General features: G+C 72.7%; 22 protein-coding genes and 1 tRNA gene. 14 read left to right on the forward strand and 9 right to left on the reverse strand.

Annotated features, from left to right (window positions below):
* Window positions 1-1,389: a diaminopimelate decarboxylase gene (lysA, locus tag ABD437_RS40640; protein ID WP_344654328.1), complete on the reverse strand. Its 1,389-nt coding sequence runs from the start codon at window positions 1,387-1,389 to the stop codon at window positions 1-3.
* On the reverse strand, window positions 1,386-3,041 hold the full coding sequence (gene argS, locus ABD437_RS40645) for an arginine--tRNA ligase (RefSeq protein WP_344654329.1): 1,656 nt from the start codon (window positions 3,039-3,041) through the stop codon (window positions 1,386-1,388). Before argS ends, lysA begins: the two co-directional genes overlap by 4 nt.
* A 192-nt stretch (window positions 3,042-3,233) precedes the next feature.
* Here argS and ABD437_RS40650 point away from each other — a divergent pair, with 192 nt between their 5' ends.
* The 7 genes from ABD437_RS40650 (at window position 3,234) to ABD437_RS40680 (ending at window position 7,374) form a co-directional block, all read left to right on the forward strand.
* Complete coding sequence (locus ABD437_RS40650) at window positions 3,234-4,271, forward strand: thioredoxin-like domain-containing protein (protein ID WP_344654330.1); 1,038 nt, start codon at window positions 3,234-3,236, stop codon at window positions 4,269-4,271.
* An 11-nt stretch (window positions 4,272-4,282) separates the two neighbouring features.
* The gene (locus ABD437_RS40655) at window positions 4,283-5,050 is read left to right on the forward strand and encodes a DUF305 domain-containing protein (protein WP_344654331.1); all 768 of its coding nucleotides are present in this window, start codon (window positions 4,283-4,285) and stop codon (window positions 5,048-5,050) included.
* A gap of 341 nt (window positions 5,051-5,391) precedes the next feature.
* The gene (locus ABD437_RS40660; RefSeq protein ID WP_344654332.1) at window positions 5,392-6,156 is read left to right on the forward strand and encodes a thioredoxin-like domain-containing protein; all 765 of its coding nucleotides are present in this window, start codon (window positions 5,392-5,394) and stop codon (window positions 6,154-6,156) included.
* Between the two features lie 56 nt (window positions 6,157-6,212).
* A tRNA-Arg gene (locus ABD437_RS40665) sits at window positions 6,213-6,284 on the forward strand.
* A gap of 121 nt (window positions 6,285-6,405) precedes the next feature.
* Entirely contained in the window at window positions 6,406-6,837 is a 432-nt protein-coding gene (locus tag ABD437_RS40670) for an HNH endonuclease family protein (protein WP_344654333.1), read from the forward strand.
* Window positions 6,818-7,096 carry a GNAT family N-acetyltransferase gene (locus ABD437_RS40675; protein ID WP_344654334.1) on the forward strand — a complete coding sequence of 93 codons (279 nt, stop codon included), beginning with the start codon at window positions 6,818-6,820 and terminating at the stop codon, window positions 7,094-7,096. The genes ABD437_RS40670 and ABD437_RS40675 overlap by 20 nt, the downstream gene beginning before the upstream one ends.
* 155 nt (window positions 7,097-7,251) lie before the next feature.
* Entirely contained in the window at window positions 7,252-7,374 is a 123-nt protein-coding gene (locus tag ABD437_RS40680; protein ID WP_344648934.1) for a hypothetical protein, read from the forward strand.
* Window positions 7,375-7,565: 191 nt separating this feature from the next.
* On the opposite strand, the gene ABD437_RS40685 is transcribed toward ABD437_RS40680, so the two are convergent.
* Window positions 7,566-8,102: a GNAT family N-acetyltransferase gene (locus ABD437_RS40685; RefSeq protein ID WP_344654335.1), complete on the reverse strand. Its 537-nt coding sequence runs from the start codon at window positions 8,100-8,102 to the stop codon at window positions 7,566-7,568.
* A 26-nt stretch (window positions 8,103-8,128) separates the two neighbouring features.
* The gene (locus ABD437_RS40690; protein ID WP_344654336.1) at window positions 8,129-9,061 is read right to left on the reverse strand and encodes an HNH endonuclease; all 933 of its coding nucleotides are present in this window, start codon (window positions 9,059-9,061) and stop codon (window positions 8,129-8,131) included.
* Window positions 9,062-9,152: 91 nt separating this feature from the next.
* Between ABD437_RS40690 and ABD437_RS40695 the strand changes: the two genes are divergently transcribed.
* The 3 genes from ABD437_RS40695 to ABD437_RS40705 all read left to right on the forward strand — a co-directional run bounded on the left by ABD437_RS40695 (window position 9,153) and on the right by ABD437_RS40705 (window position 12,601).
* The gene (locus tag ABD437_RS40695) at window positions 9,153-9,665 is read left to right on the forward strand and encodes an SUKH-3 domain-containing protein (RefSeq protein WP_344654337.1); all 513 of its coding nucleotides are present in this window, start codon (window positions 9,153-9,155) and stop codon (window positions 9,663-9,665) included.
* 102 nt (window positions 9,666-9,767) lie between these two features.
* On the forward strand, window positions 9,768-10,985 hold the full coding sequence (locus ABD437_RS40700; RefSeq protein WP_344654338.1) for a type VII secretion protein EccE: 1,218 nt from the start codon (window positions 9,768-9,770) through the stop codon (window positions 10,983-10,985).
* Window positions 10,986-11,179: 194 nt separating this feature from the next.
* The gene (locus ABD437_RS40705; protein WP_344654339.1) at window positions 11,180-12,601 is read left to right on the forward strand and encodes a hypothetical protein; all 1,422 of its coding nucleotides are present in this window, start codon (window positions 11,180-11,182) and stop codon (window positions 12,599-12,601) included.
* A gap of 49 nt (window positions 12,602-12,650) precedes the next feature.
* Here ABD437_RS40705 and ABD437_RS40710 read toward each other — a convergent pair whose 3' ends face one another.
* The 3 genes from ABD437_RS40710 to eccCa form a co-directional block, all read right to left on the reverse strand.
* On the reverse strand, window positions 12,651-14,756 hold the full coding sequence (locus ABD437_RS40710) for a hypothetical protein (protein ID WP_344654340.1): 2,106 nt from the start codon (window positions 14,754-14,756) through the stop codon (window positions 12,651-12,653).
* An 18-nt stretch (window positions 14,757-14,774) separates the two neighbouring features.
* On the reverse strand, window positions 14,775-15,752 hold the full coding sequence (locus ABD437_RS40715; RefSeq protein ID WP_344654341.1) for a hypothetical protein: 978 nt from the start codon (window positions 15,750-15,752) through the stop codon (window positions 14,775-14,777).
* Window positions 15,753-15,855: 103 nt separating this feature from the next.
* Window positions 15,856-19,818, reverse strand: a complete 3,963-nt coding sequence (gene eccCa / locus ABD437_RS40720) for a type VII secretion protein EccCa (protein WP_344654342.1) — start codon at window positions 19,816-19,818, stop codon at window positions 15,856-15,858.
* A 149-nt stretch (window positions 19,819-19,967) separates the two neighbouring features.
* Here eccCa and eccD point away from each other — a divergent pair, with 149 nt between their 5' ends.
* The 4 genes from eccD (at window position 19,968) to ABD437_RS40740 (ending at window position 23,569) form a co-directional block, all read left to right on the forward strand.
* A complete protein-coding gene (eccD, locus tag ABD437_RS40725; RefSeq protein WP_344654343.1) occupies window positions 19,968-21,368 on the forward strand; it encodes a type VII secretion integral membrane protein EccD in 1,401 nt (466 codons plus the stop codon).
* Window positions 21,369-21,374: 6 nt separating this feature from the next.
* Window positions 21,375-22,766, forward strand: coding sequence for a type VII secretion protein EccB (gene eccB, locus ABD437_RS40730; protein ID WP_344654344.1), 1,392 nt, complete (start codon window positions 21,375-21,377; stop codon window positions 22,764-22,766).
* Window positions 22,767-22,900: 134 nt separating this feature from the next.
* Window positions 22,901-23,245 carry a WXG100 family type VII secretion target gene (locus tag ABD437_RS40735; protein ID WP_344654345.1) on the forward strand — a complete coding sequence of 115 codons (345 nt, stop codon included), beginning with the start codon at window positions 22,901-22,903 and terminating at the stop codon, window positions 23,243-23,245.
* Window positions 23,246-23,266: 21 nt separating this feature from the next.
* Complete coding sequence (locus tag ABD437_RS40740) at window positions 23,267-23,569, forward strand: WXG100 family type VII secretion target (protein ID WP_344654346.1); 303 nt, start codon at window positions 23,267-23,269, stop codon at window positions 23,567-23,569.
* Window positions 23,570-23,625: 56 nt separating this feature from the next.
* On the opposite strand, the gene ABD437_RS40745 is transcribed toward ABD437_RS40740, so the two are convergent.
* Together ABD437_RS40745 and ABD437_RS40750 are read right to left on the reverse strand one after the other, a co-directional pair.
* Window positions 23,626-24,876, reverse strand: coding sequence for a S8 family serine peptidase (locus ABD437_RS40745; protein WP_344654347.1), 1,251 nt, complete (start codon window positions 24,874-24,876; stop codon window positions 23,626-23,628).
* Complete coding sequence (locus ABD437_RS40750; RefSeq protein WP_344654348.1) at window positions 24,873-26,537, reverse strand: right-handed parallel beta-helix repeat-containing protein; 1,665 nt, start codon at window positions 26,535-26,537, stop codon at window positions 24,873-24,875. Before ABD437_RS40750 ends, ABD437_RS40745 begins: the two co-directional genes overlap by 4 nt.
* Between the last annotated feature and the right edge of the window lies 1 nt (window position 26,538).

The following is a 26,538-nucleotide window of genomic DNA, read 5'->3' on the forward strand; positions in this document are numbered from 1 at the left end:
TCATCCGACGTCCAGCCGCATGAGGTCGTCCTCCGTCTCCCGGCGGACCAGGACCGTCGAGGTCCGGTCCGCCACCGCGACCACGGGCGGGCGCGGTGTGTGGTTGTAGTTACTCGCCATGCTCCGGCAGTACGCGCCGGTGGCGGCGACGGCCAGCAGATCACCGGGCACCGTGTCGGAGGGTAGCCAGACGTCCTTCACGACGACGTCGCCGCTCTCGCAGTGCCGCCCGACGACGCGGGCCAGCATCGGCGGCGCGTCGCTGGCGCGCGAGGCCAGCACGCACGTGTACTCGGCGTCGTAGAGCGCCGTGCGCAGGTTGTCGCTCATCCCGCCGTCGACGCTCACGTAGGTGCGGGTGCCGCTGCCGGTCTCGACCGGCTTGACCGTGCCCACCTCGTAGAGCGTGACGCCGGTCGGGCCGACGATCGCGCGGCCGGGCTCCACCGCCAGCCGCGGCACCGGGAGACCGGCGTTCGTGCACTCGGTCTCGACGATGCGACGCAGCTCCTTCGCGACCGCGCCGACGTCGAGCGGGGTGTCGCCGCCCACGTAGGCGATGCCGAGGCCGCCACCGAGGTCCAGCTCGGGCAGCTCGACGCCGTGCTCGTCGCGGATCTGCCGGAGCAGCCCGACGAGCCGGTGCGCGGACACCTCGAAGCCGGACGTGTCGAAGATCTGCGAGCCGATGTGGCTGTGCAGCCCGACCAGCTCCAGGCCGGGCTGACGCAGGACACGCGCCACCGCCTCGGCGGCCTCCCCGCCGGACAGCGAGAACCCGAACTTCTGGTCCTCGTGGGCGGTGGCGATGTACTCGTGCGTGTGGGCCTCGACGCCGACCGTGACGCGGATGAGGACCTTGACCGTCTTCCCCGCCCGCTGGGCCTCGGCGGCGAGCCGGACGATCTCGACGTAGGAGTCGAGCACGACCCGCCCGACGTTCTCGTCGACCGCCCGCTTCAGCTCCGCGCGCGACTTGTTGTTGCCGTGCAGCGCGATCTTCTCCGGCGGGAAACCGGCCTTCAGCGCGACGGTGAGCTCTCCCCCGGTGCAGACGTCCAGGTGGAGGCCCTCCTCGTCGACCCAGCGGGCCACCCCGCGGCTGAGGAACGCCTTGCCGGCGTAGAACACGTCCCCGCCGGCGAACGCCTCCGCGTACCCGCGGGCGCGGGCGCGGAAGTCACCCTCGTCGAGCACGATCGCCGGGGTGCCGTGCTCGGCCGCGAGGTCGCGGACGTCGATGCCACCGAGGTGCAGGACGCCGTTCTCGCGGGTGGCCGAGCGCGGCCAGATCGTCGGGTCGAGCTCGTTGAGGTCGGTGGCCGGGCCGCCCAGGTGCGCGGCGGGCAGCACCTCGGCGTGCCGGGGCCCGGCCGGATGCGCTCTCACATCCGCTCCGGGGCGGTGACACCGAGCAGGCCGAGACCGTTGGCGACGACCGTGCGGGTGGCCACGTTGAGCCAAAGCCGGGTGCGGTTGAGGTCGGTGATCTCCTCGTCTCCCTTCGGGATCACCCGGCACTCGTCGTACCAGCGGTGATAGGTGGCCGCGAGAGACTCCAGGTAGTGCGCGACCCGATGCGGCTCGCGCAGCTCGGCGGCCCCGGCGACGACGCGCGGGAACTCCCCCAGAGCGCCGAGCAACGCGGATTCGCGCTCGTGGGTGAGCAGCTCGGGCTTGAACGCATTGTCGTCGAGCACGATGCCGACGTCTTTCGCATTTCTGACGACCGCGGCCGTCCGGGCGGCGACGTACTGCACGTAGAACACCGGGTTGTCGTTGGTGCGCCGGGCCCAGAGGTTCAGGTCGATGTCGATCGTCTGATTGACGCTGGAGCGCGCCAGGACGTACCGCGACGCGTCGACGCCGATCGCGTCGACCAGCTCGGCCATCGTCACGACCGTGCCCGCGCGCTTGGACATCCGGACCGGCTGCCCGTCCTTGACCAGGTTGACCAGCTGCCCGATCAGCACCTGGATGTTGTGGTCCGGGTCGTCGCCGGCGCAGGCCGCGAGCGCCCGGAGCCGCTGGACGTACCCCGCGTGGTCGGCGCCGAGCATGTAGATGCACACCTCGAAGCCGCGAGCGCGCTTGTCGAGGTAGTACGCGGCGTCGCCGGCGATGTACGCCGCCTCGCCGTTGCTCTTGATGATCGGACGGTCCTTGTCGTCACCGAAGTCGGTGGTACGCAGCCAGACCGCGCCGTCCTTCTCGTAGATGTGACCATGTTCACGCAGCGTGGCCACGGCCCGGTCGACGGCACCGGACTCGAACAGTGAGTTCTCGTGGAAGTACACGTCGAAGTCGACGCCGAAGTCGTGCAGGCTGCGCTTCACCTCGTCGAACATGAGGGCGACGCCGGTCTCCCGGAACACTTCCTGGGGATTCGCGTCGGACAGCGCGTTCGGGTTGATCTGCAGCACCTCGGCCGCGATCTCCGCGATGTAGTCGCCGCCGTACCCGTCCTCGGGCGTCGGCTCGTTGCGGGCGGCCGCGAGGAGCGACCGGGCGAACCGGTCGATCTGCGCGCCGTGGTCGTTGAAGTAGTACTCGCGGGTGACCTCGGCGCCGGACGCCTCGAGCAGCCGGGCCAGCGAGTCACCGACCGCGGCCCAGCGGACCCCGCCGATATGCACCGGTCCGGTGGGGTTCGCCGAGACGAATTCGAGGTTGATGCGTGTCTTCTCGAGCGTGTTCGTGCGGCCGTAGCTCTGGCCGGCGGTCACGATCGTGCGGGCCAGCTCGCCCTGCGCCGCGGCGTCGAGCGTGATGTTGAGGAAACCGGGGCCGGCGACGTCGGTGGACTTGATGCCGTTCGTGCTCTCGAGCGCCTCGGCCAACCACCCCGCCAGGTCGCGCGGTGCGGCGCCGGCACGCTTCGCCACCTGCAGCGCGATGTTCGTGGCGTAGTCGCCGTGCTCCGGGTTTCGCGGTCGCTCCACCGCCACCGTGTCGGGCAGGACCGCGGAATCGAGTCCGCGCTCGGCGAAGACCGCGCGTACCGCGGTGAGGATCGCGGCTGAAAGGGCATCGGGAGTCACTACGTCATGCTATCGAGCGTCGTAGGACAGCCCCGCCCGCTACCGTGGGGGCGAGCGCACGCGTGGCCCGAGGGGTCGAGCGCGCGGAACGAGGCGTGGCCGATGATCGTTGATCGGTCGAGTTTCGGTGAGCATCCTCCCTGAGGCTTCGTTGGTAGAGCGAGCCCGCGCACGGAAGTCATGAAAGGTCCCATGCCGTCCAACAGCACGCAGCGCAGGTCCGGTTCCGGCAAGCGGCCGCAGCGCGGCAACTCCGGTAAGTCGCCCGCACCGAAGACCGAGCCCACGGCCACCGCTGCCGACGACGACGCCATCGACGAGGTGGCCGCTGAATCGTCGACCGATGAAACGAGTGCCTCGACGCCCGCGAAGGCGACGCCCGCCAAGGCGAGTGCTTCGAGCGCCGGGGCTTCGAAGGCGACCGGGGCGGCGCGGACGGCGAAGGCCGGAACCAAAGCCGGGGCCAAGGCCGGGTCCAAGGCCGCGCCGGGGCGGGGTGGGTCCGGCGGCGGTAAGGGGCCGGGCGGCAAGGGCCCTGGCAAGGGTCCGGCCGGCAAGGGCGGCGGCCGCGGCCGGCAGCCGGTGAAGGTCAAGAGCACCGGGCTGCCCTGGGGGAACATCGTCCTGGGCGGCATCGTCGGCATCGTCGCGCTGAGCATCATCGGCTACGGCGTGTGGTACTCGTGGGACGCCAGCAAGCCGTTCGGCGAGCGCCGCTCGCAGCAGATCGAGGGTGTGGAGAACTACCGCGCCAAGGACGTCAAGTGGCTCACCCAGAACCACGTGACCGGCAAGGTGAAGTACCAGACCAGCCCGCCGGTCGGCGGCAACCACAACGGCTCGTGGGAGAACTGCCAGGGCGACGTCTACGCCAAGCAGATCCCGAGCGAGCACGCGGTGCACAGCCTCGAGCACGGCGCGGTGTGGGTGACGTACAACCCCGACCTGCCGCAGGCGCAGATCGACGAGCTGGCCAAGAAGGTCAAGGGCAAGGACTACATGCTGATGAGCCCGTACCCCGGGCTCGACAAGCCGATCTCCCTGCAGGCCTGGGGCTTCCAGCTCAAGGTCGACAACGCGAGCGACAAGCGGATCGACGAGTTCATCACCCAGTACCGGCTGAACGCGAGCGTCGAGTCCGGCGCCGTCTGCTCCAACGGCGTCACCGTGACCGGTGACACGCCGCAGGAGAACGGCGACGCCGACATGAACCAGAACACCGGTAGCTGAATCGGAGCGCTGTGGCTCAGGGGAACCGGTTCGCGAGCGCGCGTCGTCGGCTCGACGAGCTCGAGGCAGACGGCCCGTCGGAGCAGCCCTCCGACGGGGGTCCCGCCTCTGCGGGTGACCTCGCTCCGGGCGAGGAGTTCGCTGGTGCCGCCGACGGGGCGGCGCCGCGGGCCGGGCGGAAGACGCGGATCTTCCGGGCCGTGATGGCCGGCATCCTGGTGCTGGCCGTCGGGTTCGGCATCGGCGTCTGGGTGGGTTCACCGCACCGCCCGGCCGACGACTCCGCCGACGCGGGCTTCACCCGCGACATGCTCACCCACCACGCCCAGGCCGTGACGATGGCCTCGCTGGAGTACCGCGTCACCGACGACGCCAACCTCCGGCAGCTCTCGATCGACATCACGCTCACCCAGCAGGCGCAGATCGGGCTGATGATCGGCTGGCTGCGCAACTGGGACCTGAACCCCACCACCACGCAGCCCCAGATGGCCTGGATGCCGGACGGCGGCCGAGCCCTGATCGTCGACGGGCGGATGCCGGGCATGGCCAGCGACGCCCAGCTCCAGCAGCTGCGCACCCTCACCGGCACGGCCCGCGATCAGCTGTTCATCACGCTGATGATCGCTCACCACCTGGGCGGTATCCACATGGCCGACGCCGCTCTGGAGCAGGCGAAGGACGACCAGGTGCTGTACCTGGCGAACCAGATCAAGCAGTCGCAGCAGTCGGAGATCGACGCGTTGCAGCAGGAGCAGAAGCGTTTGAGCGGCGCGAAATGAGCTGGACCCCACCGGACGGCTCCCAGCCTCCGCCCACCGCTTCGGACCCGACCGCTCCTCGGAGCTCGCCGCCCGCGGGGAGCGAAGCCGCGGTGAGCCCGGTGCCCGCGGGGAGCGACGCTGCTGGTGGCTCGGTGGCGGCCGAGGACGAGTCGTCGGTTGGGAACAGCGGGGCCTCGAGCGGTTCGGGGTCCGCGGACAGTGAGGGTCCCGTCAGTTCGGTACCGGCCAGCAGCGACGGCGCAGAGGGTCGGCCGCCCGCGTCCCGGCAGGCGCCGGGCGTCGCGGGCCAGCACGCGCCGCCTGGATACCCGCCTCCGGCGGGGTACTCGGCGGCCGGGGTGCAGCCGGGGTATCCCGCGCATCCGGCTTCCGGGGCGCAGGCCGGGTATCCCCCGCCGGTTCCTGGGCCGCCGCCGGGGTATCCGCCGGCGGGATATCCCGCGCCAGGTGTTCCCGGAGGCCCGCCCGCGCCGGGCTACCCGAGCTACGGCTATCCGGGCGTCCCCGCACCCCGGCGGACCAACGGCAAGCTGATCGCCGGCATCGTCGTCGGCGTCGTCGTCGTGCTGGTGCTCTGCGGCGGCCTGGCCGTCGGCGGCCTCTTCCTGGCCCGCAACAGCACGAACGACACCGCCACGGCCACCGCCGCGATCGACGGCGTCGTCGACTACCGCGCCAGCAACCCCGGCATGCTCACCCAGCAACACGTCACCGGCGACGTCACCTACCCGGTCTCCCCACCGGTCGGCGGCAACCACGCCTCCCAGTGGCAGAACTGCCAGGGCGACGTCTACCCGGCCCCGGTCGGCAACCCGAACGCCGTCCACAGCCTCGAACACGGCGCGGTCTGGATCACCTACCGCCCCGACCTCCCCGCCGACCAGATCGACACCTTGGCCGCGAAGGTCAAGGGCACCGACTACACGCTGATGAGCCCCTTCCCCGGCCTCGACCAGCCCATCTCCCTGCAGGCCTGGGGCTACCAACTCAAGCTCGACAACGCCGACGACCAGCGAATCGACGACTTCCTCGAGAAGTACCGCATCGAGGCGTCGATCGAGCCCGGAGCCACCTGCGGCAACGGCACCACAGCCACCCGCTGAGCCCGGCCCGATGCACAACCTCGTCGCAACGACTGCTAGGCTTTAGCCGTTCCTGAGCCCCCGTAGCTCAGGGGATAGAGCACCGCCCTCCGGAGGCGGGGGCGCAGGTTCGAATCCTGCCGGGGGCACACACAAGTGGCGGACATCGCCACAACGGCTGGGGGCGGCACGGTCCCGGCGAAGTGGACCACCACTCGGCGTCACGGCCCGCAGGCGGGCGACTGCCCTTGACCGCCTCCGGGCGGAGGGTTGTTCACCGGTGTCCTGGACCGGGCTTCGGGCGGGCTGACCCGCGGTGAACAAAGCCTGCTCCGCGGCGCCGCCGAGGCTGACTGCGCGCTCTGCGGATCTCGCTATCCGGCGTCGCTGCTCCGCGCCGCGCACATCAAACGCCGCGCGGTGTGTTCCGACGACGAGCGACGGGACCTAGCGAACATCGCCATGCTGGCCGGCGTCATGGGCTGCGACGCGCTCTTCGAACTCGGCTACCTCACCGTCGACAGCGCCGGCACGATCCAAGTAGCGGCGAGCGCTACCGGCGCTCTACGCACCCAGCTGGACGCGTTGGCCGGCCGCGCAGTCCCGGCCCACAGACCCTCCAGCGCGGACTACTTCGCCTGGCACCGCGCCACCATCTTCGACCCAGGAAAAGCGCAACAAGATGCTGAGCGCGGCCGTTAAGTGCGTTCGTTCCCGCTGGCTCGTCGGCTTCGTCGATGTCATCGGGGATGGCGGGGTGCACGCCGTACTGCTCGATACGGCGGTCCGTCCCGGGCATCGGCGTCGTGGCGTCGGAGCCCGATTGGTCAGCGAAGCGGCGACCGCAGCCGCTCGGCTGGGCTGCCACTGGCGGCACGTCGACTACGAGCCGCACCTCGCGACGTTCTACGAGCAGGCCTGGGAGATGCGTCCGACTTCGGCGGCCCGGCTGCGTCGGTGACGGCGATAGCGCATCACGAAGCTGACTGCGGCACGAGCGAGTGTTCGCACGCGAACGTTCCCGCCGTCGTGCCGCCGATCGAGCGTGCCCGGCTTTCCCGCGAAGCTAGTGGCACAGCAGGAACACACACACTTTCTTCTTGGAGGCTGGACGACATGAGCGGCTGCTACGACTACAACGAGTGCAACGACTACTCCTACGAGGAGTGCAAGCCGCGCCGTCGCCGCCACCACAAGAAGCGCTACAACGACTGCTGGGACTACAACCCCTGCAGCTGACACCAGCACACCGAGGGCCGGGAAGCGTCATGCTTCCCGGCCCTCGCCGGTGCCGACGACAAGTTCCCGGGCTGACGACGGCCGTATCTCGCGCCGAGGTAAGGCCGGGAAGCCGTCGTAGACCCGAAAACTCGCGGTCCCACCGGGGCTGAACGTCCGCTCATCGGCATGAGCGAGCACCCTGCCCGCTCTCACCCGGTCACGACCTGATCCGGGGTCGGGGTCAGGAGCTGGAACAGCAGGTGCTCCTGCCAGCGTCCTTCGATGTGCAGGTAGGACGGAGCCGTGCCGTACTCAGTGAACCCGACCCGGCGCAACACCCGATGGGAGCGCTCGTTGCGCACGAGCGTCTCGGCCTGCATCCGGTGGAGCCGCAGGTCGCCGAAGGCGACGGCGACCGCGTCACGCAACGCCGCCGTGGCCAGGCCGCGTCCCTGCGCGTTCTCCGCCAGCCAGTAGCCGACGCTGCACGACTGGAACGCGCCCCGGATGATCGACTGCACGGTGATCGCGCCGACGATCACCTCGCGGTCCTGGATGAGCAGGGGCACGCTGGAGCCGGCCGCCTGCTGTTCCAGCGCGTCCGCGACCGCGGCACGTTGGCCCTCCGCGGTGAAGTAGCGGTCCGGACGGTTCGGCCACCACGGGGCGAGGAACCGACGATTCGCCGCCAGCACGGCGGCCAGCTCCGAGGCGTCCTCGATCTGCAGGCGACGCGTTACCGACACTCCGCTCAGCGTGCCAGAACCGCGGCTCAGCGGGCGGGTGTGGTCGCCAGGCGGGCGTCGACGATCGTCAGTAGCCACGGCGGTACCGCGGTCAGGTGTTCGCGGAACGCGTCCAGGTCGTCGGCGCACGGTGTGAGGAGCTCCGCGCAGTACGACGCCGCGTCGTGGCGTTCGTCGTCGCGGGGGTCGTCGGCGTCGGCGTACCAGACCGAGCCGGCGTCCGTGCCGGTCAGCCGGAGGGCCAGGACGCCGCCCTGGACGTAGCCGATCGGCAGGAAGTCGTCGGTGAACCGGTCGGGGAACCAGTGCCGGGCGTAGAGCAGGTCCTGGTGCCGGTCGGTGGTCCCCACGCCGAACAACGGCTGGTCGACGACGAAGCCGTGGCCGGGATGGACGCCGGGGGTGGTGGGCGCGGAGCCGGTGCGGGCGGAGAGGAGGCGGCGCAGCGCGTCCGGTAGCGGGCGTCCGAGCCGCTCGACGACGGCGGCCCAGGCGTCGTCGGCCAGCGGGGCCGGGACGTCGAACGGGACCGGCACCGGATGCTCGACGCGGACTCCGCGGAGCGACCGGTCGATCGGCAGCGTCGAGACGCCACCGATCGAGCGGAACGCACCGTGCGCCGCGGCGGGCACCAGCGCCACCCGGCGCGTGCCGAACAGGTGCGTCCACACCCAGCCCGCCGGCGTCGACGGGGCGTAGACCGACCGGTCGCGGCCGAACTGGAGCTCGTTGGCGGTCAGCACGTCGGCGATGCGCACCTCGTCGACGGTGAGCCCGGGCTCCGGGGGCGGCAGGTCGACGACCGCGCTCGCCAGCAGGTCCCACTGCGGCAGCCCGGCCAGGTCGTAGACCACGCCGCCGCGGTGGCGGATACGCAGGACCGGCGAGTCGAACGGACGGATGCGTGCCGCCCACGCGCTGCCCGGAAGTCGTCGCACCGGAGGCAGATCGGACGACATGACCGGAGAGTAGGACATGGCCACTAGGTTGGTCCCAGCGCCGGTTCTTCGTCGAGCGGCGCGGAGAAGGCCAACGACCGGAAGGACAACGGTGCAGCGGTTCCCCAGCGAGGTCGAGACCGTCCTCCGCGAGGCCGGCTGGAGCGACGGCCGCCAGGTGCACGACGTCGTCGAGGAGACCATCCGTACGGTGACCGAGCGCACCGCCGCGAACGGCGCACGGCACCTCGCGTTCCCGGCCGCCGAACAGGCGCTGCTGGAGTTCGGCGCGCTCTACGTCGACCAGGACGGGCCCGGTGTCGCGCTGCGCCGCCGACCGTTCGCTATCGACCCGGCGATGGTGCCGCCCTGCGCCGCGACCCTGCAGGCCTTCGGCCGGGCACTCGGCGTCGCCCTCTTCCCGCTCGGCATCGAAGGCGACGACGACGCGGTGCTGGCGATCGACGAGCAGGGCCGGGTCTTCTCGCTCGACGACGGCGGCGAATGGTTCCTCGGCGAGGACGTGCCCGCCGCGCTGACCACACTGGTCACCGGAGTGCAGCCGCCGCGCGTCGGTGACGACGGCACCTGGAGCACCGAATCGGACGAGGCGGAACCCCGGTAGCCACTTCGGGCAGCGCTGCCCGGCGGTACGGTGCATCGGGGGAACACAACGGGGAGCATTATGTCCACGCTGGAAGCGCCGCGCGTCCGTGCGGTCGCTCAAGTGGGCGCACGGCGGCCGGCGGAACAGAAGCCGGCCACGTTACGCCGCCGACGTCGGCCGGGTCATCTGGGTCCGGTCCACGTCCTACAGATCGTCGCGCTGGAATCGGCGCTCGTGCTCGCGGTTCTCGGCTGGCGGGCGTCCGGCTGGCCCCGCCCGGTGCTGTACGGGTTCGCGGTCGTCCTGCCGCTGCTGGTCTTCGCCCGCTTCCGCGGCCGATGGCTGCTCGAACAACTCGTGCTGCGGTCCCGCTTCCGCCGACGTCGGGCCACCGCCCATCCGTCCGTACGCGACCGTCGGCTGACCGCCCTGCGTGACCTCGCCCCGGACCTCACGGTCGAGACGGTGGACGCGGTCGGCGGCACCCGGCTCGGGGTGGGGCGCGACGCCGGGGGCTGGTTCGCGGTCGTCGCGCTCACCCCGCCACGCGGGCTGCGCGGGCCGGCCCAGGACCTGCCGCCGTTCGACCTGCTGGCCCGCTCGCTCGCCGACGCCGAACAACCCGGCACCGTCGTCCAGGTGCTCGTGCACACGACGCCGGGCAACTCGGCCGGGGTCAGCGGGCCGTGCGTCGAGTCGTACCAGGAGTTGGTGCGCCCGTTCGGCGGTACCGCCGCCGTGCGTCCGGTGAGCGTCGGTGACCAGTCGTGCTGGGTGGCGGTCCGGATCGAGGCCCGCGCCGTCGCCGAGGTGGCGATCGAGACCCCGGAAGCGATCGGCGAGGTGCCCGCGGTGCTCGGCGCGCTGGTCCGGCGGGTGGGCAACGTGCTGAAGCGCAACGGGTTCGGCTACCGCGCGCTCGACGGCGACGGGCTGCTCGACGCGCTCGTCCACTCGCTCGCCGTCGAGGTGACACCGGCCGGGACCGACCGCCGGACCGCGCAGGAGACGTGGCGCGGCTGGAGCGCCGCCGGGCTGGAGCACCGCAGTTTCTGGATCCGGTCGTGGCCCAAGCTCGACGCCGCCGCGGGGTTCCTCGCCGAGCTGTACCAGTCGCCGGCGGTGATGACCAGCTTGAGCGTCACGATGGTGCCCGGGCCGACCGGGGCGGAGATCCGGTGTCTGGCCCGGGTCGTCGACAGCCCGGAGGCGATCGGCGCGGCCGCCGACGGGCTGCGTTCGGCCGCCCGTGCGGTGCGGGCGCACGTGTTCCCGCTGGACGGAGAGCAGTCACCGGCGGCGTACGCGACCGCCCCGACGGCGGTGGGGCCGGCATGAGTCAACCCGAGTCCGGTGAGCGTAGGTCCCCGGTTCCGCCGGAGAGCCCGGTGACGCCGGCGGCGCCGGTGCCGCCGCATCCGCAGCCGGCCGGGCCGGGCGGTACCCCGACGTGGGGGACGGCTCCGCCCGGTGGGGTCGGCCAGGTGTCCGGGCCTCCCGGGGCGGGTGCGCCTCATCTCGCCTCGCGGCCGGTGTCCGCCCCCGGGTACCCGCCGCCGGGTTACGCACCCCCGTCCGGCGGTGCGGTGCCGCCGGGGAGCGTGCCCCGGCCCGGCCAGATCGCCCCTCCGTCGCAGAGCGGGTATCCGGCGCCGGGCGGCTATCCGGCGCAGAGCGGGTATCCCGCGCAGGCCGGGTACCCGGTGCAGGCGCCGCCGGGACAGCCGGGTTCGGTGCGCCCTCCGGCCGGCTATCCGGGAGCCACGGGGCCCACCGGCTACCCGGCCGCCGCCCAAGCCGCCCCACCCCAAGCCGTGCCGGCCCGCCCGACCACCGCGCCCTCGTACCCCACGGCCCATCCCACCGCAGGTTCGGGCGCGGCCATCGGCGCACCCTCCCCCGGCACCGCCTTTCCCAGCGCGCCGGCGGCCGGCACACCCGCGACCGGCACACCCGCGCCTGGGCTACCAGCGCCCGGCACGCCGGTCCCCACCGTGCCCGGCGCAGCCGCGACACCCCCGGCGGGAGCCACCGCCCCCGGCGGCGTCACCGCACAACCCGGCGTACTGGCCCCCTCCGAAGCGGCGGCCCGCTCGGCCGCGGTCGCCGCCGCCACCGCCGCCGCGGCACCGCAGCGCCTCACCGCCGCCGTCCCCAGCGCCCCACCCGACCCGCCGGACTCCCCCTCCGGCACCGTCTACAGTGCCCCGGTCGCCCCGGCCGGCCGGCGCCGTCGCGGCCGCTGGCTGGGGCTCCTGCCCCGGCTCGCGGTCGGGGCGCACGTGGCCAACGCCCCGGCACTGCGCCTGCTCTCGCCGTCGACCAGCGCGGCCGGGCTCGTCCTCGGTTACGACGCCGACAACACGGTCGCCACCGCGCGCCTGTTCCAGCCCGAGCCGACCCGGATGGTGCTGGTCGGCGGGCTCTGGGCGGCCCGCATCCTGGTGTTCCGCACGCTCGCGCTCGGCGCCACCGTCACGGTGCTCACCGCGCGTCCGGACGCGTGGAACGGCTTCGGGCGGTGGGCGGCCGGCTCCGACGACCGGGTGCGCGTCGCACCGCTCGACACCCCGTTCCACGCGACGTCGTCGTCGTTGGCGCCCGCGCTCGTCGTGCAGGACGGGAACGCGCTCGGGGGCACCGTGCGCGGCACGCTGGGGCCGTGGCAGGCCCAGCTCTCGGTGGTGCCGCAGCTCACCGCGTACGCGTTCCCGGCGATCCGGGAAGCCGGCCTGGTCGCCGTGCAGCGGCTGACCATGGACGAGGTGACCGCGGCCACGCCGTTGCTCCGGCTGAATCGGGAGTCCGCGGCCCTGGTCAGCGCCCTGCAGGACGACATGCTGGCGCTGTTCGACGACGGCGGCTCGCGCTACGTCTGGACGCAGCTCACCCGCATCGAGCGCGAGCAGTTCGGCAGCCCGCACCGCACGGACGCCGCCGCCCCCACGCGGTGACGTTCCCGCCCGCAGCGGCCGCCGATCGGAGCGGCCGCTGCGGGCGCGGTCAGCCGGCTCCGGGCAGCGCGGCCCGCTCCTCCGGCCGGTAGCCCTTCTCGTTCGTGCCGGTGGCCAGCACGCCGCCGCCCGGGGTCTCCGGCGCGAAGACGTCCTCGTCACGCACCGGTTGGACGTCGAGCGGCGTCTCCGCGGTGGGAACCGGCTCGACACCGTGCACGCGTGCGACGAGGTCGGCACGCACCAGCGGCCGCTCGTCCTGGTTCGTCGCACCCGGGTCGCGCGACGCGCCCCGGAGCGCGTCCGGAACCCCGACCGCACTGAACGGGGCTTTCCCGGCCAGCGGCCGATTGAGCACCGGGTTCGACGGCCTGGTCAGCGACGTGAGCCGCAGCGGATCCGACAGACCGCCCGGCAGCCGCCTCGCGCCCCCCGGCGTCCGCGACCCCGGCTGACCCGGCGTTCCCGGACGGCCGGGCTGCGGCCGGTCGAGCACCGGCCGGGTCGCACCCGGCGGCAGGGTGCCCGAGCCGGGACGCCCACCGGGCACTCCCGGTTGCTGGGTGCGCCCGTTGAGCACCGACGGCGTCGCCGGCGCGCGCCGCCCGGCGAACGGTGAGGCCGGCAACCCGGGAGTACCCGGTCGCTGCGCGGACCCGCCCGGCGCGTTCGGGCGCCGCTGCGCGCCGGGCATCGACGGCAGGCCGGGCTGGTTCGTCCGGCGTCCACCGGGTGCTCCCGGCAGCCCCGGCTGGTTGGGCTGACGCCGCTGCCCGCCGGGCATCGACGGCAGGTTCGGCTGATTCGGCCGGGCCCCGCCGAGCACCGGCTGGTTGGGCCGGCGCAGCGCTCCGCGCCCGGGCATCGTCGGCAAGTTGGGCTGGTTGGGGACGCCGGGCTTCAGCACGCCTTTCGCCAGCGCCGGCGGCAGCGCCCCGGGCGGGGCCACCGGCGGTGCGACCGGAGGGGTCGGAAGCTTCGGCGGCAACACCTTCGCCGCCGGTGGGGTCACCACCGGCGGAATCGGCGGTGTGACGGTCGGCGTCAGCGTGGGAGGAACGATCGTGACCGGCGGCGCCGGTGGAGCGGGTGGAGTCACCACCGGCGGCGGCGCCGGTGGCACCGGCCCGATCGGGGTGGTCGGCGGTGGGGGCGGCGCCGGGTTCCCGACGTCCGCCGGTTTCCCCGGACCGACGCCGGGGGTGAACGGCTTGGCCGGTGGCGGCGGCGTGGGCTTGCCCGCGCCCGGCGGCGGGGCGCCCGGTGTACCCGGGGTCATCGGGAGGCTGCCGACCGAGGGCGTGCCCGGCTGGTTGCCGATGTCCTTGAACTTGTACAGCGGCGCCACCACCGCGTTCGTCGGCCCCTCGTAGATGCCGGGCGTGGTGCCGGCCATCGCGTTGTAGGCGTCCCAGTAGGCGTCGCCCATCGCGCGCTCGATGACCTGCGCCTGGTAGGTGTACTTCTCGGTCATCGCCGCGAGTTTCCGGATGTAGTCGGCCTGCTGCGGCTTGCCTTCGAGATCCTCGAGGTTCTCGATCTTGTTCCGCGCCTTCACGGCGTCCTCGAGGCCCTTGGCTTCGGCGTCGAACTCGTTCAGCAGCGCGGTGATGCGTCCCTGTTCACGCTGCATGTCGACGGTCAGCTGGGCCAGGATGTTCGCGGTGAGGAACGCCGCCTGGTACCAGTCGCTCGCCGACTTCATCGCCGCGCCCGGCCCCATGGCCATGAACACCTCGGCGCCCGGCGACTTCCAGAAGCCCTGCGCCTGGGTGCCGCGCCGGTTGACCTCCATCACCACCTCGTGCAGCGACGACGCGATCGTCGACCAGTAGTTGGCCAGGTCGTGAACGGGGCCGGTCTTCTGGCCCATCATCCGGGTGTAGATGGCCTCGACGCTGGATCCGTCGGCGCCGGTGCGACCGAGGTAGTCCTCCTTGTGCTGGTAGTCGTAGGCGGCCTGGCCCCGCTGGGTGGGGTTCCCGGTGGGGTTCCAGGTCTGGTCGTACTCCTGCAGATGGGGCACGACCGACTGCGACGTGTCGTACTCGGTGGGGTTCTCGCCCATCCGCCGGCCCTGCCGGCGGAGCTCGTCGAGACGAGTGTTCTCCGCCGAGTCGTAGCCGAACCACGGTGGTTGGGGCTTGTCAGGCATGTGTCGACTCCGCGGTGGTCAGAACGAGGGCACGCCGTGCTGGTAGCCCTTGGTCCAGTTGACGTCGGACGTCCCGGGGAACGTCTCCACCGCTTCCTGGACCGGGCCTCGCTCCTCCGGTACCGGCGGGGTGTAGGTCGGCTTCTCCACGTGCACCTCGATCTTGGTGGTCGGGGCGTCCTTGCCCTCGCCGACCCTCACCTCCTTCGTGATGGTCTTCGAGCCGTCGTCCGCGGTGACGGTCCTGGTGGTCGTGGTCACGTCGGCCGCGCGCACCGTCTTGCCCCGCTCGTCGACCCTCGTGCCTCCCGCGCGGACCTCGACCACGGTGCTGGGGGCCACCCGGCCGGCCTTGTCGGCCGTGTAGGTCGTGGTCGTGGTGCTCACCAGCGCGCCGGTCGGTGACGTGATCGTGGTGACCGACCGCGGGACCCCGTTGACCGTCTCGGTGCGCACCATCCGGGTGGAGCGGTCCGGGTACATCGTCAGCACGCCGCCACCGACCGAAATGGACTGACCGCCCGGTGCGTCGGCCTCGGCGTCGGTGCCGGTGGCCTGCTCGCCGGTGACCCGCTGGTCGAGCATCGTCGTGTCGCCGACGCCCCCGGGGAGGCCCGGCGGCTGCTTGGCCGTCGGGTCGGCGAACGCGTACCCCATGAGGTTCAGCTTCTCGGCCGACTCCCAGTCCTGCGTCCCGTAGGTGTAGGCGCAGACGTTCGCGGCCTGCCCGATCGCGCTGAGCCCCAACTCCAGGTCGTCGAGCAGCCGGTCGAAGGCCGCCTTCTGCTTCGCGATGCCGGCCATCATGACCTTGCCCTCGGCGAAGAACCCGGCCGAGCTCGCGTCTTCGAGCCCGGCGAACGCGGCGCTCGCGGTCTGATCCATGGGCGCCAGCTGCAGTTTCGCCGGCATGACCGCCGGCGCCGAGTACGTGATCATCTCGAGCGCCCAGTCGCCGAGCTTCTTCGCGCTGACCGATAAATCGTCGCCGGCCATACCGACCTCCCGTCTGTCCCGCTCCGGCCCCGCGATGTGCGCGGCCCCCGTGTGGAGCAACAGATCCACCGTGAGCCTAGATGCTCCGTGTTACGCCCGAGAATCATTCCGCCGGAAGATGGGCCAGCTGCACGAGCTGGTTCCCGCCGCGCCGGGTCACCAGCCAGGCGCGGCCCGGCGGGAGCGGCTGGGGCCGGAGGGTGCCGAAGAGCGCGCCCTCCTCCCGCTGTCCGGACATCATCAGGCCCGGTGACGCCAGCTCCCGGATGCGGCCGACGAACGGGTCGTACATCGCCCGCGACGCGCCGCCGATCCGCCGGGTCAGGACGACGTGCAGCCCGATGTCCCGGCCCTGCGCCAGGTACTCCAGCAGCGGCAGCAGCGGGCTGGTCGCGGCGGAGGCGACCAGGTCGTAGTCGTCGATCAGCAGGTAGAGGTCCGGCCCGGTCCACCAGCTGCGGTTGCGCAGCTGGTCGGGGGTGACGTCCGGCCCGGGCAGCCGGCTCTTCATCACGCTGACGACCTGCTGCACGACGTCGGTGGTGACGGCCGCGGACGTGCCGTACCCGATCAGGTGGTCGCCGCTGATCGCGCCGAGCAGGCTGCGCCGGTAGTCGAGCACGATGATCCGGGCCTCGGCCGGCGTGTACTTCTCGGTCACCGACCGGGCCAGGCAGCGCAGGAACGTGCTCTTGCCCGATTCGACGTCCCCGAAGAGCAGCAGGTGCGGCTCGGCGTCGAAGTCCAGCCGGACCGGCTGCAGGTCCGCCTCGGCGATGCCGATCGCCAGCCCGCGCTCGGGATCGGATCCGGCCGGGGGCAGCGCGTGGTACGGCAGGAGCGGCGGGAGCAACCGGACGGCCGGCGCCGCCGCTCCCGGCCACTCGTTGCGGATCCGCTGGACCAGCTTGGCCACCCCGTCGCTGACGTTCGACGGGTCGGTCGAGGAGTCGATCCGCGGCAGGCCGGTGAGGAAGTGCATCGCGTCCGGCGTGAGACCCCGTCCGGTGGCGTCCTTGGGGACGTTGAGCGCGGCCCGCCGGTTGATCTCGGAGTCCGACGGGTCACCGAGCCGGAGCTCGAGCTTGGCGCCGAACGTGTCGCGCACCGCCGGGCGCAACTCCATCCAGCGGCCGACCGAGGCCACCAGGTGGATGCCGTGACCGAGCCCGCGCTGGGCCAGCTCGGTGACGACCGGCTCCAGGTCCTCGAACTCCGACCGCAGCGTGCTCCACCCGTCCACGACCAGGAACACGTCACCGAACAGATCGTCGGCGAAGCGGCCTTCGCGCTTCAACCGCCGGTAGGTGGCCATGCCGTCGACCCCGTGCGCGGCGAACGTGCGCTCCCGGATGGCCAGCAGCGTGTGCATCTCGGCGATCGTCCGCCGCACCTGGTCGACGTCGCGCCGGGACGCGACCCCGCCGACGTGGGGCAGGTCGCGCAGCCCGGTCAGGCCGCCGCCGCCGAAGTCCAGGCCGTAGAACTGCACCTCACGAGGGGTGTGGGTGAGCGCGAGACCGGCGACGAGCGTCCGGAGCAGGGTGCTCTTGCCCGACTGCGGTGCGCCGGCGACGACGACGTTGCCCGCCGCTCCGCTCAGGTCGACCTCGAGCAGGTCACGGCGCTGCTCGAACGGCCGGTCGATCAGGCCGGCGACACCGCGGAGCGCGCCGCGCCACTCGCCCGCGGCCACGGTGAGCCCGCGAGCGGGGTCGGTGACCAGCGGCGGCAGGAGCTGGTCGAGCGTCGGCGGCTCCTCCAGCGGAGGGAGCCACACCTGGTGAGCCGGTGCGCCGCGGCCGGCGAGCCGGTCGACGAGCACCCGCAGCAGCGTCTCGCCCTGCGGCGTGTCCTCGGTCTCGGTCACCACCTCGGGTTCCGGGTCGAGCTGAGCCGGCCCGGCCTGGTAGCGGCTCGTGTAGGCCTGCACCGGGTCGGTCATCCGGGTGCGCGACGACCGGGTGCGGTCCTCTCCGCGCTGGTACCGGCCGGACACGTAGGCGGCCCGGAACCGGATCAACCCGTCGGTGCCCGCCTTGATGTACCCGTTGCCCGGCGAACGGGGCAGCTCGTACGCGTCCGGGACGCCGAGCACGGCGCGGCTCTCCATCGAGGAGAACGTCCGCAGGCCGATCCGGTAGGAGAGGTGCGAGTCCAGGCCACGCAGGCGGCCTTCCTCCAGCCGCTGCGACGCCAGCAGCAGGTGGACGCCGAGCGACCGCCCGACCCGGCCGATCTGGACGAACATGTCGATGAAGTCGGGCTTCGCGGTGAGCAGCTCGCTGAACTCGTCACAGATGATGAGCAGGCTGGGCAGCGGCGCGAGCGGTACGCCGCTCGCGCGGGCCCGTTCGTAGTCGCGCTGCGAGTCGTACTTGCCGGCCGAGCGCAGCAGCTCCTGCCGCCGGATCAGCTCGCCCGAGATCGCGTCCTGCATGCGGTCGACCAGCGCGAGCTCGTCGGAGAGGTTGGTGATCACCGCGCTGGTGTGCGGCAGCCGGTCGAGCTGGGTGAACGTCGCGCCACCCTTGAAGTCGACGAGGACGAAGTTGAGCGTCTCGGACGAGTGCGTCGCCGCGAGCGCGAGCACCAGCGTCCGCAGCAGTTCGCTCTTGCCCGAGCCGGTCGCGCCCACCAGCAGGCCGTGCGGCCCCATGCCGTCCTGCGCCGACTCCTTGAGGTCCAGCTCGATCGGGCGGCCGTCGGGGTTGAGGCCGATCGGCACCCGCAGCCGGTCCCGGTTCGGGCGGGCCGTCCAGGCCCGCTCGACGTCGAAGTCGAAGGGATCGCCGAGTCCGAGCAGCTCCGCGAGGCCGAGCTCGCCGACGAGCGGCGTCTCCGCCACCGAGGCCGCGGAGAGCCGCAGCGGGGCCAGTTCGCGCACCAGGGCGCCGGTCTCGATCGGGCCGAGTCCGTCGGCCGGGCCGATCGGCGAGGAGCCGTCCATGGTCGTGCTGGAGAGCGTGCCGTCGGCGTCGATGTCCAGCACGATCGTCGACGCGTCGAGGATGCGCGGCGGCGGGTTGCCGATGTCGACGATCGTGACGCCCTCGACGCCGCCCTCGGCCATCAGGTGGTCCGAGCCGGCCGTCTCCCCGCCGTCGAGGACGACGACCAGGTGCGCGCCGTGCGACGCCGCCAGGCTCGGGTTGAACCGGGGCCGGTGCGCGAGGACGTCGTCGAGCATCGCCTCCAGCGCGGTCACCGACGGCGTCACCAGCCGGACCGGCCCGACCGCGTCGGTCCGCTTCGGGTGCAGGGCGTGCGGGAGCCACTTGGCCCACTCCCACTGCTCCCGGCGGTCCTCGGCGACGCACAGCGCGACCAGCGCCTCGTCGGGGGCGTGGAACGTCGCCACCTGCGCGACGAGCGCGCGCACCATGCCGCGCACGCGCTCCTCGTCGCCGCGGACGTAGACGTGGGAGAAGCCGCGCAGCGCCATCGCGACCGGCAGGTCGGGGACGACCGAGTACGTGGTGACGAAACGACGCAGCGCGCTGGCGCAGAGCGGCTCCAGGTCGTCGACCGGCTGGGTCTCCGGCGGAATGAGCGGCGTGGCGATCTCCTGCGCGCCGCGTCCGATCCGGACCACGCCGAAGTCACCGTCGGAGGACCGCCGCTCCCAGAGCCGGGCCGACTGCGCCGTGGACCAGAGCGCGTCCGGATCGGGGTGGCGGTAGAACATCGCCTCCTGCTGTTGCCGGATCGTGATCCGGACCGCCGCCCGTAACTGGCTGAGCCGGCGCAGGTACTGCCGACGCGCGGCGACCATCTCCCGTTTGCTCTGGCCACCGCCCTGGTTGGCCAGCTGCGCGGCGATCATGCCGAGGATCGAGATGCCGTAGAGACCGCCGGCCACGTAGGCCAGCGCCCCACCGCGCCCGCTGCCGACCATCAGGCCCATCGCCGCCGCACCGGCGCCCATCGGCATGATCATCATGACCCGCTGCCAGCCCTGGTTGTTGGGCTGCGGCGCCTCCGGCGGCGGCTCGAGGACCACCTCGCCGACCGGCAGGTCCGGCGCCGGTTGACGCGGGGGACGCTTCACGATCACGGTCGCCACGCGATGTCCTCTCTCGCAGCCGATCGGCTCGGCAGCTTCCGCACAGAGTGCACAATAGCCACCACCGTGATCGGGGCGCGCCGCATGCAACGGCTGCTACGTTGGCCCCGTTCGCCACGCCATCCGTTCTGCGCCGGAGGTACCACAGCGTGACGGTCCCCCTCGGAACCGCGCTGGCTCGGGTCACGATCAGCACCCCGAAACGCCGGATCGACGTCGCGTTACCCGAAGACCTCGCGGTCGCCGAGTTGCTGCCGAGCCTGCTGGCGCACGCCGGCGAGAGCGCGGCCGACGACGGCGAGCGTCACGGTGGCTGGGTGCTGCACACCGCCACCGGCACCCGGTTGGCGAGCGACCGCAACCTGGCCGGTCAGGGCGTCCGTGACGGGGACGTGCTGCACCTGGTGCCGGGCCGCTCGGAGTGGCCGGAACTGGAGTACGACGACGTCGTCGAGGCGATCGCGAGCGGCGCGCGACGGCACGGGCGCTCGTGGGGCGGCCCGGCGACGCGCCGGGCGGCGCTGGCCGTCGGGGCGAGCGCGCTGTCGCTCGGCGTCGTCGGCGTGGCCGCGTCCGGTCCGCCGTGGCAGTTGCCCGGCGGGCTCGCGCTCGGTGTCGCGCTGCTGCTCGCCGTCGTCGGCACGGTGCTGGCCCGGGCCGCGGGCGACGCGCTGGCCGGCGTCGCGGTCGCCGCCCCCGGCCTGTTGTACGCGTTCCTCGGCGGTGCGGTGCTGGCCGCGCCCGGCGGCTCGCAGCTGTCCGATCTCGGCGCTCCCGACCTCCTGCTCGGCTCGGTGACGCTCGCGGCCACCGGCCTGATCGGCTACTTCGGCGTCGGGGCCAGGGGGCGTGCGTTCGTCGCCGGCATCGCCGCCGGGCTGCTCGGCCTGATCGGCGGCCTCCTCGGGGTGCTCACCGGAATGTCGACGGCCGGCGTGGCCGCGATCGTGCTGACGATCGGCATCACGCTGCTGCCCGGCTACCCGCTGCTCTCGATGCGGATCGGCAAGCTGCCGATGCCCGCGCTGCCCCAGCGCACCGAGGAACTGCTGCGCGACGACCCGGTGCCCCGGCGCTCGGAGGTGTTCGCGGCCGTCGCCCGGGCCGACGAGGTGCTCACCGGTCTGCTGCTCGCGGTCGGGGTCGTCACCGTCGTCTGCGTCGGTGTCCTGCTCGGTTCGGCCGACGGCGGTTCGGCGCCGGCCCTGGTCGTGATCGCGTCGCTGGCGCTGCTGCTGCGCGGACGGCTCTTCCCGACGCCGCGCCAGCGCCTGCCGCTGCTGATCGGCGGCTGCGTCGGCCTCGCGCTGCTGTTCGCCGGCTTGGCCCTCTCCGGCGCGATGCTGCTGACGCTGCCGCTCGCCCTGCTGGTCGGCGCCGCCGTGCTCGGCGCGGGCCTGCTCTACAGCCGGCGCACCCCGTCGCCCTACATCGGTCGGTTCGCCGACATCCTCGACGTGCTGCTGCTGGTGTCGCTGCTGCCGGTGGCCTGCACGCTGACCGGGTTCTACGGCTACGTGCAGGGGCTGTTCGCCTCGCTGGGGCGGTGAGCCGGCGTGGCCTCACGCAAGGACCAGCTGCACTCCTACCAGTTCATGCTGCAGCGGGCGATCTCCGCGCTGATCATGCGGGAGACCGACCCGGCGCAGTCCCCGCTGCGCCGCGGCGTCGGGGCGGCGTTCATCGGCGTGATGGTGACGGTCATCGTCGCCGCCGCGTTCGGCATCTACGGGCTGCTGACCAAGACCGGTAGCAACCGGTGGCAGTTCGACAACGCGGTCGTCGTCGAGAAGGAGACCGGCGCGACGTTCGTCTACCTGGGCGGTGGCCTGACGCCGACGGTCAACCTGGCGAGCGCGCTGCTGATCTCCGGGCAGGGCGCGTCGAAGACGTTCACGGTGCCGCGCAACTCGCTCACCGACGTGCCGCGCGGCCGGCCGGTGGGCATCGTCGGGGCGCCCTCGTCACTCCCGGACACCAAGCACCTGCTCACCGGGGCCTGGGCCGCCTGCCGCCTGCCCGCGGAGGACGCCGCCGGGCAGGCGACCGTGGCCACCGCGCTGCTGGTCGGTCGGGTGGCCGCCGGTGGGACACCGGTCGGCGACCGCAGCCTCTACGTGCGTGGCCGCACCGCCGAGGGTGAGCCGGCCGAGTACCTGGTGTGGCACGGTCACCGCTACCGGCTCACCGCCCCGAAAGCGGTGGCGGCGCTGTTCACCAGCGGGACGTCCCCGGTCGACGTCGGCAGCGCCTGGCTGAACACGCTCCCGGAGGGTGACCCGATCGGCCGGATCGCGGTCCCGAAGGCCGGCGACCCGTCCACCAAGGTGCCCCGGCGGACCGTCGGCGACGTCGGCGTCGACCGGCGGGACGGGAGCGAGACGTTCTACCTGGTGGCCGACGACGGGCTGGCCCGGCTCACCCCGCTGCAGATGGACCTGCTCAAGTCCGAGCGTGCGGTGACGCCGGTCGAGATCCCGCCGAGCGAGATCGCCGCGGTGCCGGTGAGCAAACGGCTCGCCTCGACCTCGCCGACCGCGCAGCGCGCCCCCGAGCGCCGGCCCACCCCACTCGAGGTGCCGGCCGAGGGCAGCGTCTGCGCGACGTTCGACGCCGCCGGTGACGTCGCGCCGTCGCTCGCGGTGTCGTCCGGCGAGGGCGCGGACACCGGCGCGATCGTCACCGCGAAACAGACCACCGACGGCGCGATGCTGGCCGACCGGGTGAGCGTGCCGCCGGGCCGGGCCGCGGTCGTGCGTGACCGGGAGAGCGGGACGTACTCCCTGGTGACCGACCAGGGCAAGCGGTTCCCGGTCGAGTCGGGCGACGCGTTGGCGGCCCTCGGTTACACCGACGCGGACGCGGTCTCGATGCCCCGGGCGCTCCTCGGCCGGATCCCGACCGGGCCGGCGCTCACCCGCGCGGACGCCGTCACACCGGTCGGATGAGGGACGAGCGGCGCGAAAGATGATCCACGAGTTGCCGAAGTTGTCTACGTTAAGTACGGCGGCGGCCGATGCGGTGGCGGCCGCCTCCCCAATGGAGCGACATTCGCTCGAACATGGAGAGAGGTGATTTCGCAATGGCTCTGCAAGCTCAATCCAGCTCGATGCAGAACGCTGCGAAGAAGGCGGAGAACGTCGGCGAAGGCATCGCGGCCAACCTGGCGAACCTGCTGATGACGATCGAGACGACCGGTGCCGCCTCGATGCGTGGCGACTCGGGCAAGGCGCTGCAGGCAGCGGCTCCGCAGATCGACGCGAACCTGAAGAAGATCCTCAACGCGCTGAACACGATCGCCTCGCACGTCTCCCAAGGTGCGGTGGAGTACTCGGGGCAGGACGGACAGGCCGCGTCGGAGCTCAACAACCTCACGTCGGCCTTCGACATCAACAGCCCCATCATCAGCGCGTTGAACGGCCGCTGAGCCGACGGAGAGGAGCACACCATGCCGCTCGAAGCAGATGACATCTTCTACGAATTCGAAGGTGTCCAGCTGGTCTCCGAGGCGATCGCCTCGTTCTGCAAGCAGATGGACACGAACCTCGCCGAGGTCGACGCCGCGTTCGCGAGCATGACCTGGGAGAGCCCGGACAGCAAGGCGCTGTTCGAGCAGTGCAAGACCCAGTGGCACCAGGGTGCCGACGGGCTGCGCAACGTGCTGCAGACCCAGCTCGCCCCGAAGGTGGGGCAGGCCGGTATCGACATGCACGAGCTCGACAAGAAGGTCGGCGCCCGCTTCCTGGCGTAACACCTCGACGAGACGGCCCCGGTGCGGTGCACCGGGGCCGTCTCGGGTGCGGAGCGTCAGCGGCGGTCCTCGAACAGCTGGCGCGGCGGCTCCGGCACGTCGTCCTCCGGGTGTTCCTCCGGGCGCGGAGCGATCCCCGGCCGCCAGCGGCGCCGGCGCCCGAGCGGCAGCGCGATCGCGAACGCGAGGCCGAGCACCGCGACCACCCCCACGGCGGCCGCCACCGCGGCCTCGATCGCCGTGCTGCGGTCCCGGGCCGCCCGTGCGGCCGCGTCGGGCGCGACCGTGGCCAGGTCGGACGGGACCGCGACCGGCCTACCGGTCGCCATGATCTCCGAGACCGCCTGCGCCGGGCTCACTACGCCGTGCCCGGCGCTCGCGGACATCGGCGCCGCGGTGGCGAGCAGGCGCTTCACGACCTCGGTCGCGGGCATCGACGGCCACCGGCTCCGGACCAGCGCCGCGGCGCCGGCCACGTACGCGGTGGCGTACGCACTGCCGTCGACCTGCGCGAGCCCGCCGCCGGTCTGGGTGGAGAGCATCGCGTCGCCGGGCGCGACGAGATCGACCACGCCGGTGCCGCCCAGCGTCTCCGTCACCCCGCCGAGCGTTCCGACGACGTCGATCGGGCCGACGCCGAGCACGTCGTCGTACGCCGCCGGGTAGGGGGTGACCGGCCCGTCCGGCGACGGCGGTCCGTCACCGACGGAGGCGACGACCACGATGTCGGCGGCGACGGCCGAGGCCACCGCGGACTTCACCTCGGGGTCGTCGACGTAGGTGACGACCGGCACGACGAGCACGTCGGGCTTCGCCTCGGTGGCGGCCCGGATCGCGTCGGCGAGCGTCCCGGGGGTGCCGGCCGTGCGGTCGTTCTCCCCCTCGGCCGGCGTGATCACCTCGCCGGTGGCGACCCGGTAGGGCACGATCGTCGCCTTCGGCGCCAGGCCGTGGAAGCCGATGTCGGTCACCTGGGCGGCGGCGATCACCCCCGCGACCCGCGTCCCGAAGCCCTGGCAGTCGGTCGAGGGCGACGACGTGTCGCCCGGCAGGAGATCCTCGCCGCCGGACACCCGGCCACGCAGCTGCGGGTGCTCGCCGTCCACCCCGGAGGCGAGCACCGCGACCCGGACCCCGGACCCGGACGCCACCGGCCAGAGCGTCTCCGGTTCGAGGCGCTGCTGCGGCCAGGGCACGCCGGGAAGCGGCTTGCCGGACTCGGCGCACTGGTCCGCGGCGGCCGCCGGCGCGCCCGGTGCCAGCAGCGCGGCCAGCACCGCCACCGCCGCCAGGACGCGCGTCCTCATGCGCCGGTGGCGGCGAGCAGATCGTCGATCGTCAGCGTCTGCAGGTCCTGGCGGGTGGGTACCCGGCCCAGCTTGCGCAGCCGGCCGGACTGCGCCTTGCGCATGCCCTCGAGCAGCTTGCGGGCCTCCCGGGCGTTGCCGAAGTTCGGCCCCCGGTCGATGCCGGCGAAGTACTCGTAGAGCGCGTCCCCGAGCCCCGGCTCCAGCTCGTAGTCGTCGGCGCGGGCGATGCGCTCGCTGATCAGCGTCAACTCGGCCGGGGCGTAGTTGGCGAACTCCATCGTCTTCGCGAACCGGGACGCCAGGCCGGAGTTCGTGTCGAGGAACGCGGTCATCTCGGTGGTGTAACCGGCGACGATCACCGCGAGCCGGTCACGGTGGTCCTCCATCAGCTTCACCAGCATGTCGATGGCTTCCTGGCCGAAGTCGGCGCCGCCGCCGCTGGACCGGGAGAGCGTGTACGCCTCGTCGATGAACAGCACGCCACCCATGGCCTCGTCGACGACGGCCGCCGTCTTCTCGGCGGTGTGGCCGATGTACTGGCCCACCAGGTCGCGGCGGGAGACTTCCTTGAACGTGCCGTCGGGCAGCACACCGAGGCTCTTGAGCAGCTGCCCGTAGAGGCGGGCGACGGTGGTCTTACCGGTACCGGGTGCGCCGGTGAAGATCAGGTGGTGGCTGACCGCGCCGACCGACAGCCCGGCGTCGCGCCGCCACGCGTTCACCTGCATCTCGTCGATGAGCGCGCGCACTTCGGATTTGACCCCGTCGAGGCCGACCATCGCGTCGAGCTTCTCGAGCAGCGTGTCGACCTCGGCCTGGCGGGCCTCCGCCGCGTCGTCGCGAGCACCGGCGCCCGGCTCCCGGTTCGCGCTGATCGTGGGGTTCGCGCCCGGCTCGACCTCGATCTCGGGAGTGGCGGTGGCCTCGAACTCGCAGGCCTCGATCGTGCCGCCGCAGCCGGTGCCGATCAGGATGCCGACGCCGCCGGTGTGATGGATCCGGCAGGAGCGGACCGTCGGCTTGCTGTCGTAGACCGCGGCCAGCCCGACGTCGCCGGTGCGGGCGATCTCGCAGCGGTCCAGCGTGGGACGCCCGGACTGGTAGACGTACACACCGCGGTAGCCGGTGCCGGTGACCGTGGTGTTGACGATCGTCGGGTCGGCGCCCAGCCGGACGATGATGCCGTCGTCGGTGACGTCGGAGATGGTGCACCCGTCGATGCGGCCGGTCGCGTCGGAGAACACGATGCCGTGCTGGCCGGCGGTGACCGTGCAGTTCTCCGCGGCCACGTCGGCGCCGTCCTCCGCGGTCAGCGCGGCGCCGTAACCGGCGGCCAGGCGGCAGTCGGAGAGCTCGAGCCGGCCGCCGGACGCCCGCACGGCCGGCCCGTCGGACGAGCGCAGCACGAGCCCCCGCACGGTGACCGTGGCGTTGCGGGCCTCCAGCGCCGGGCGGCCCAGGCCGGTGGCGTCGATCGTCACCTCCCCCGCGTCGTCGAGAGCGGTGAGCGTGATCGTCGTGTCCCGGAGGGACACCGCCGACGCGTACTCACCCGCGTCGAGCGAGATCGTTTCCCCGGGCTCGACGACCTCCAGTGCGTCGGCGAGCGTGGGTAACGCTCCCGGACGGCGGGAGGAGACGAGAAGTGTGCGCGCCATG

This window comes from Cryptosporangium japonicum (genome assembly GCF_039524755.1).
Classification (GTDB): Bacteria; Actinomycetota; Actinomycetes; order Mycobacteriales; family Cryptosporangiaceae; genus Cryptosporangium; species Cryptosporangium japonicum.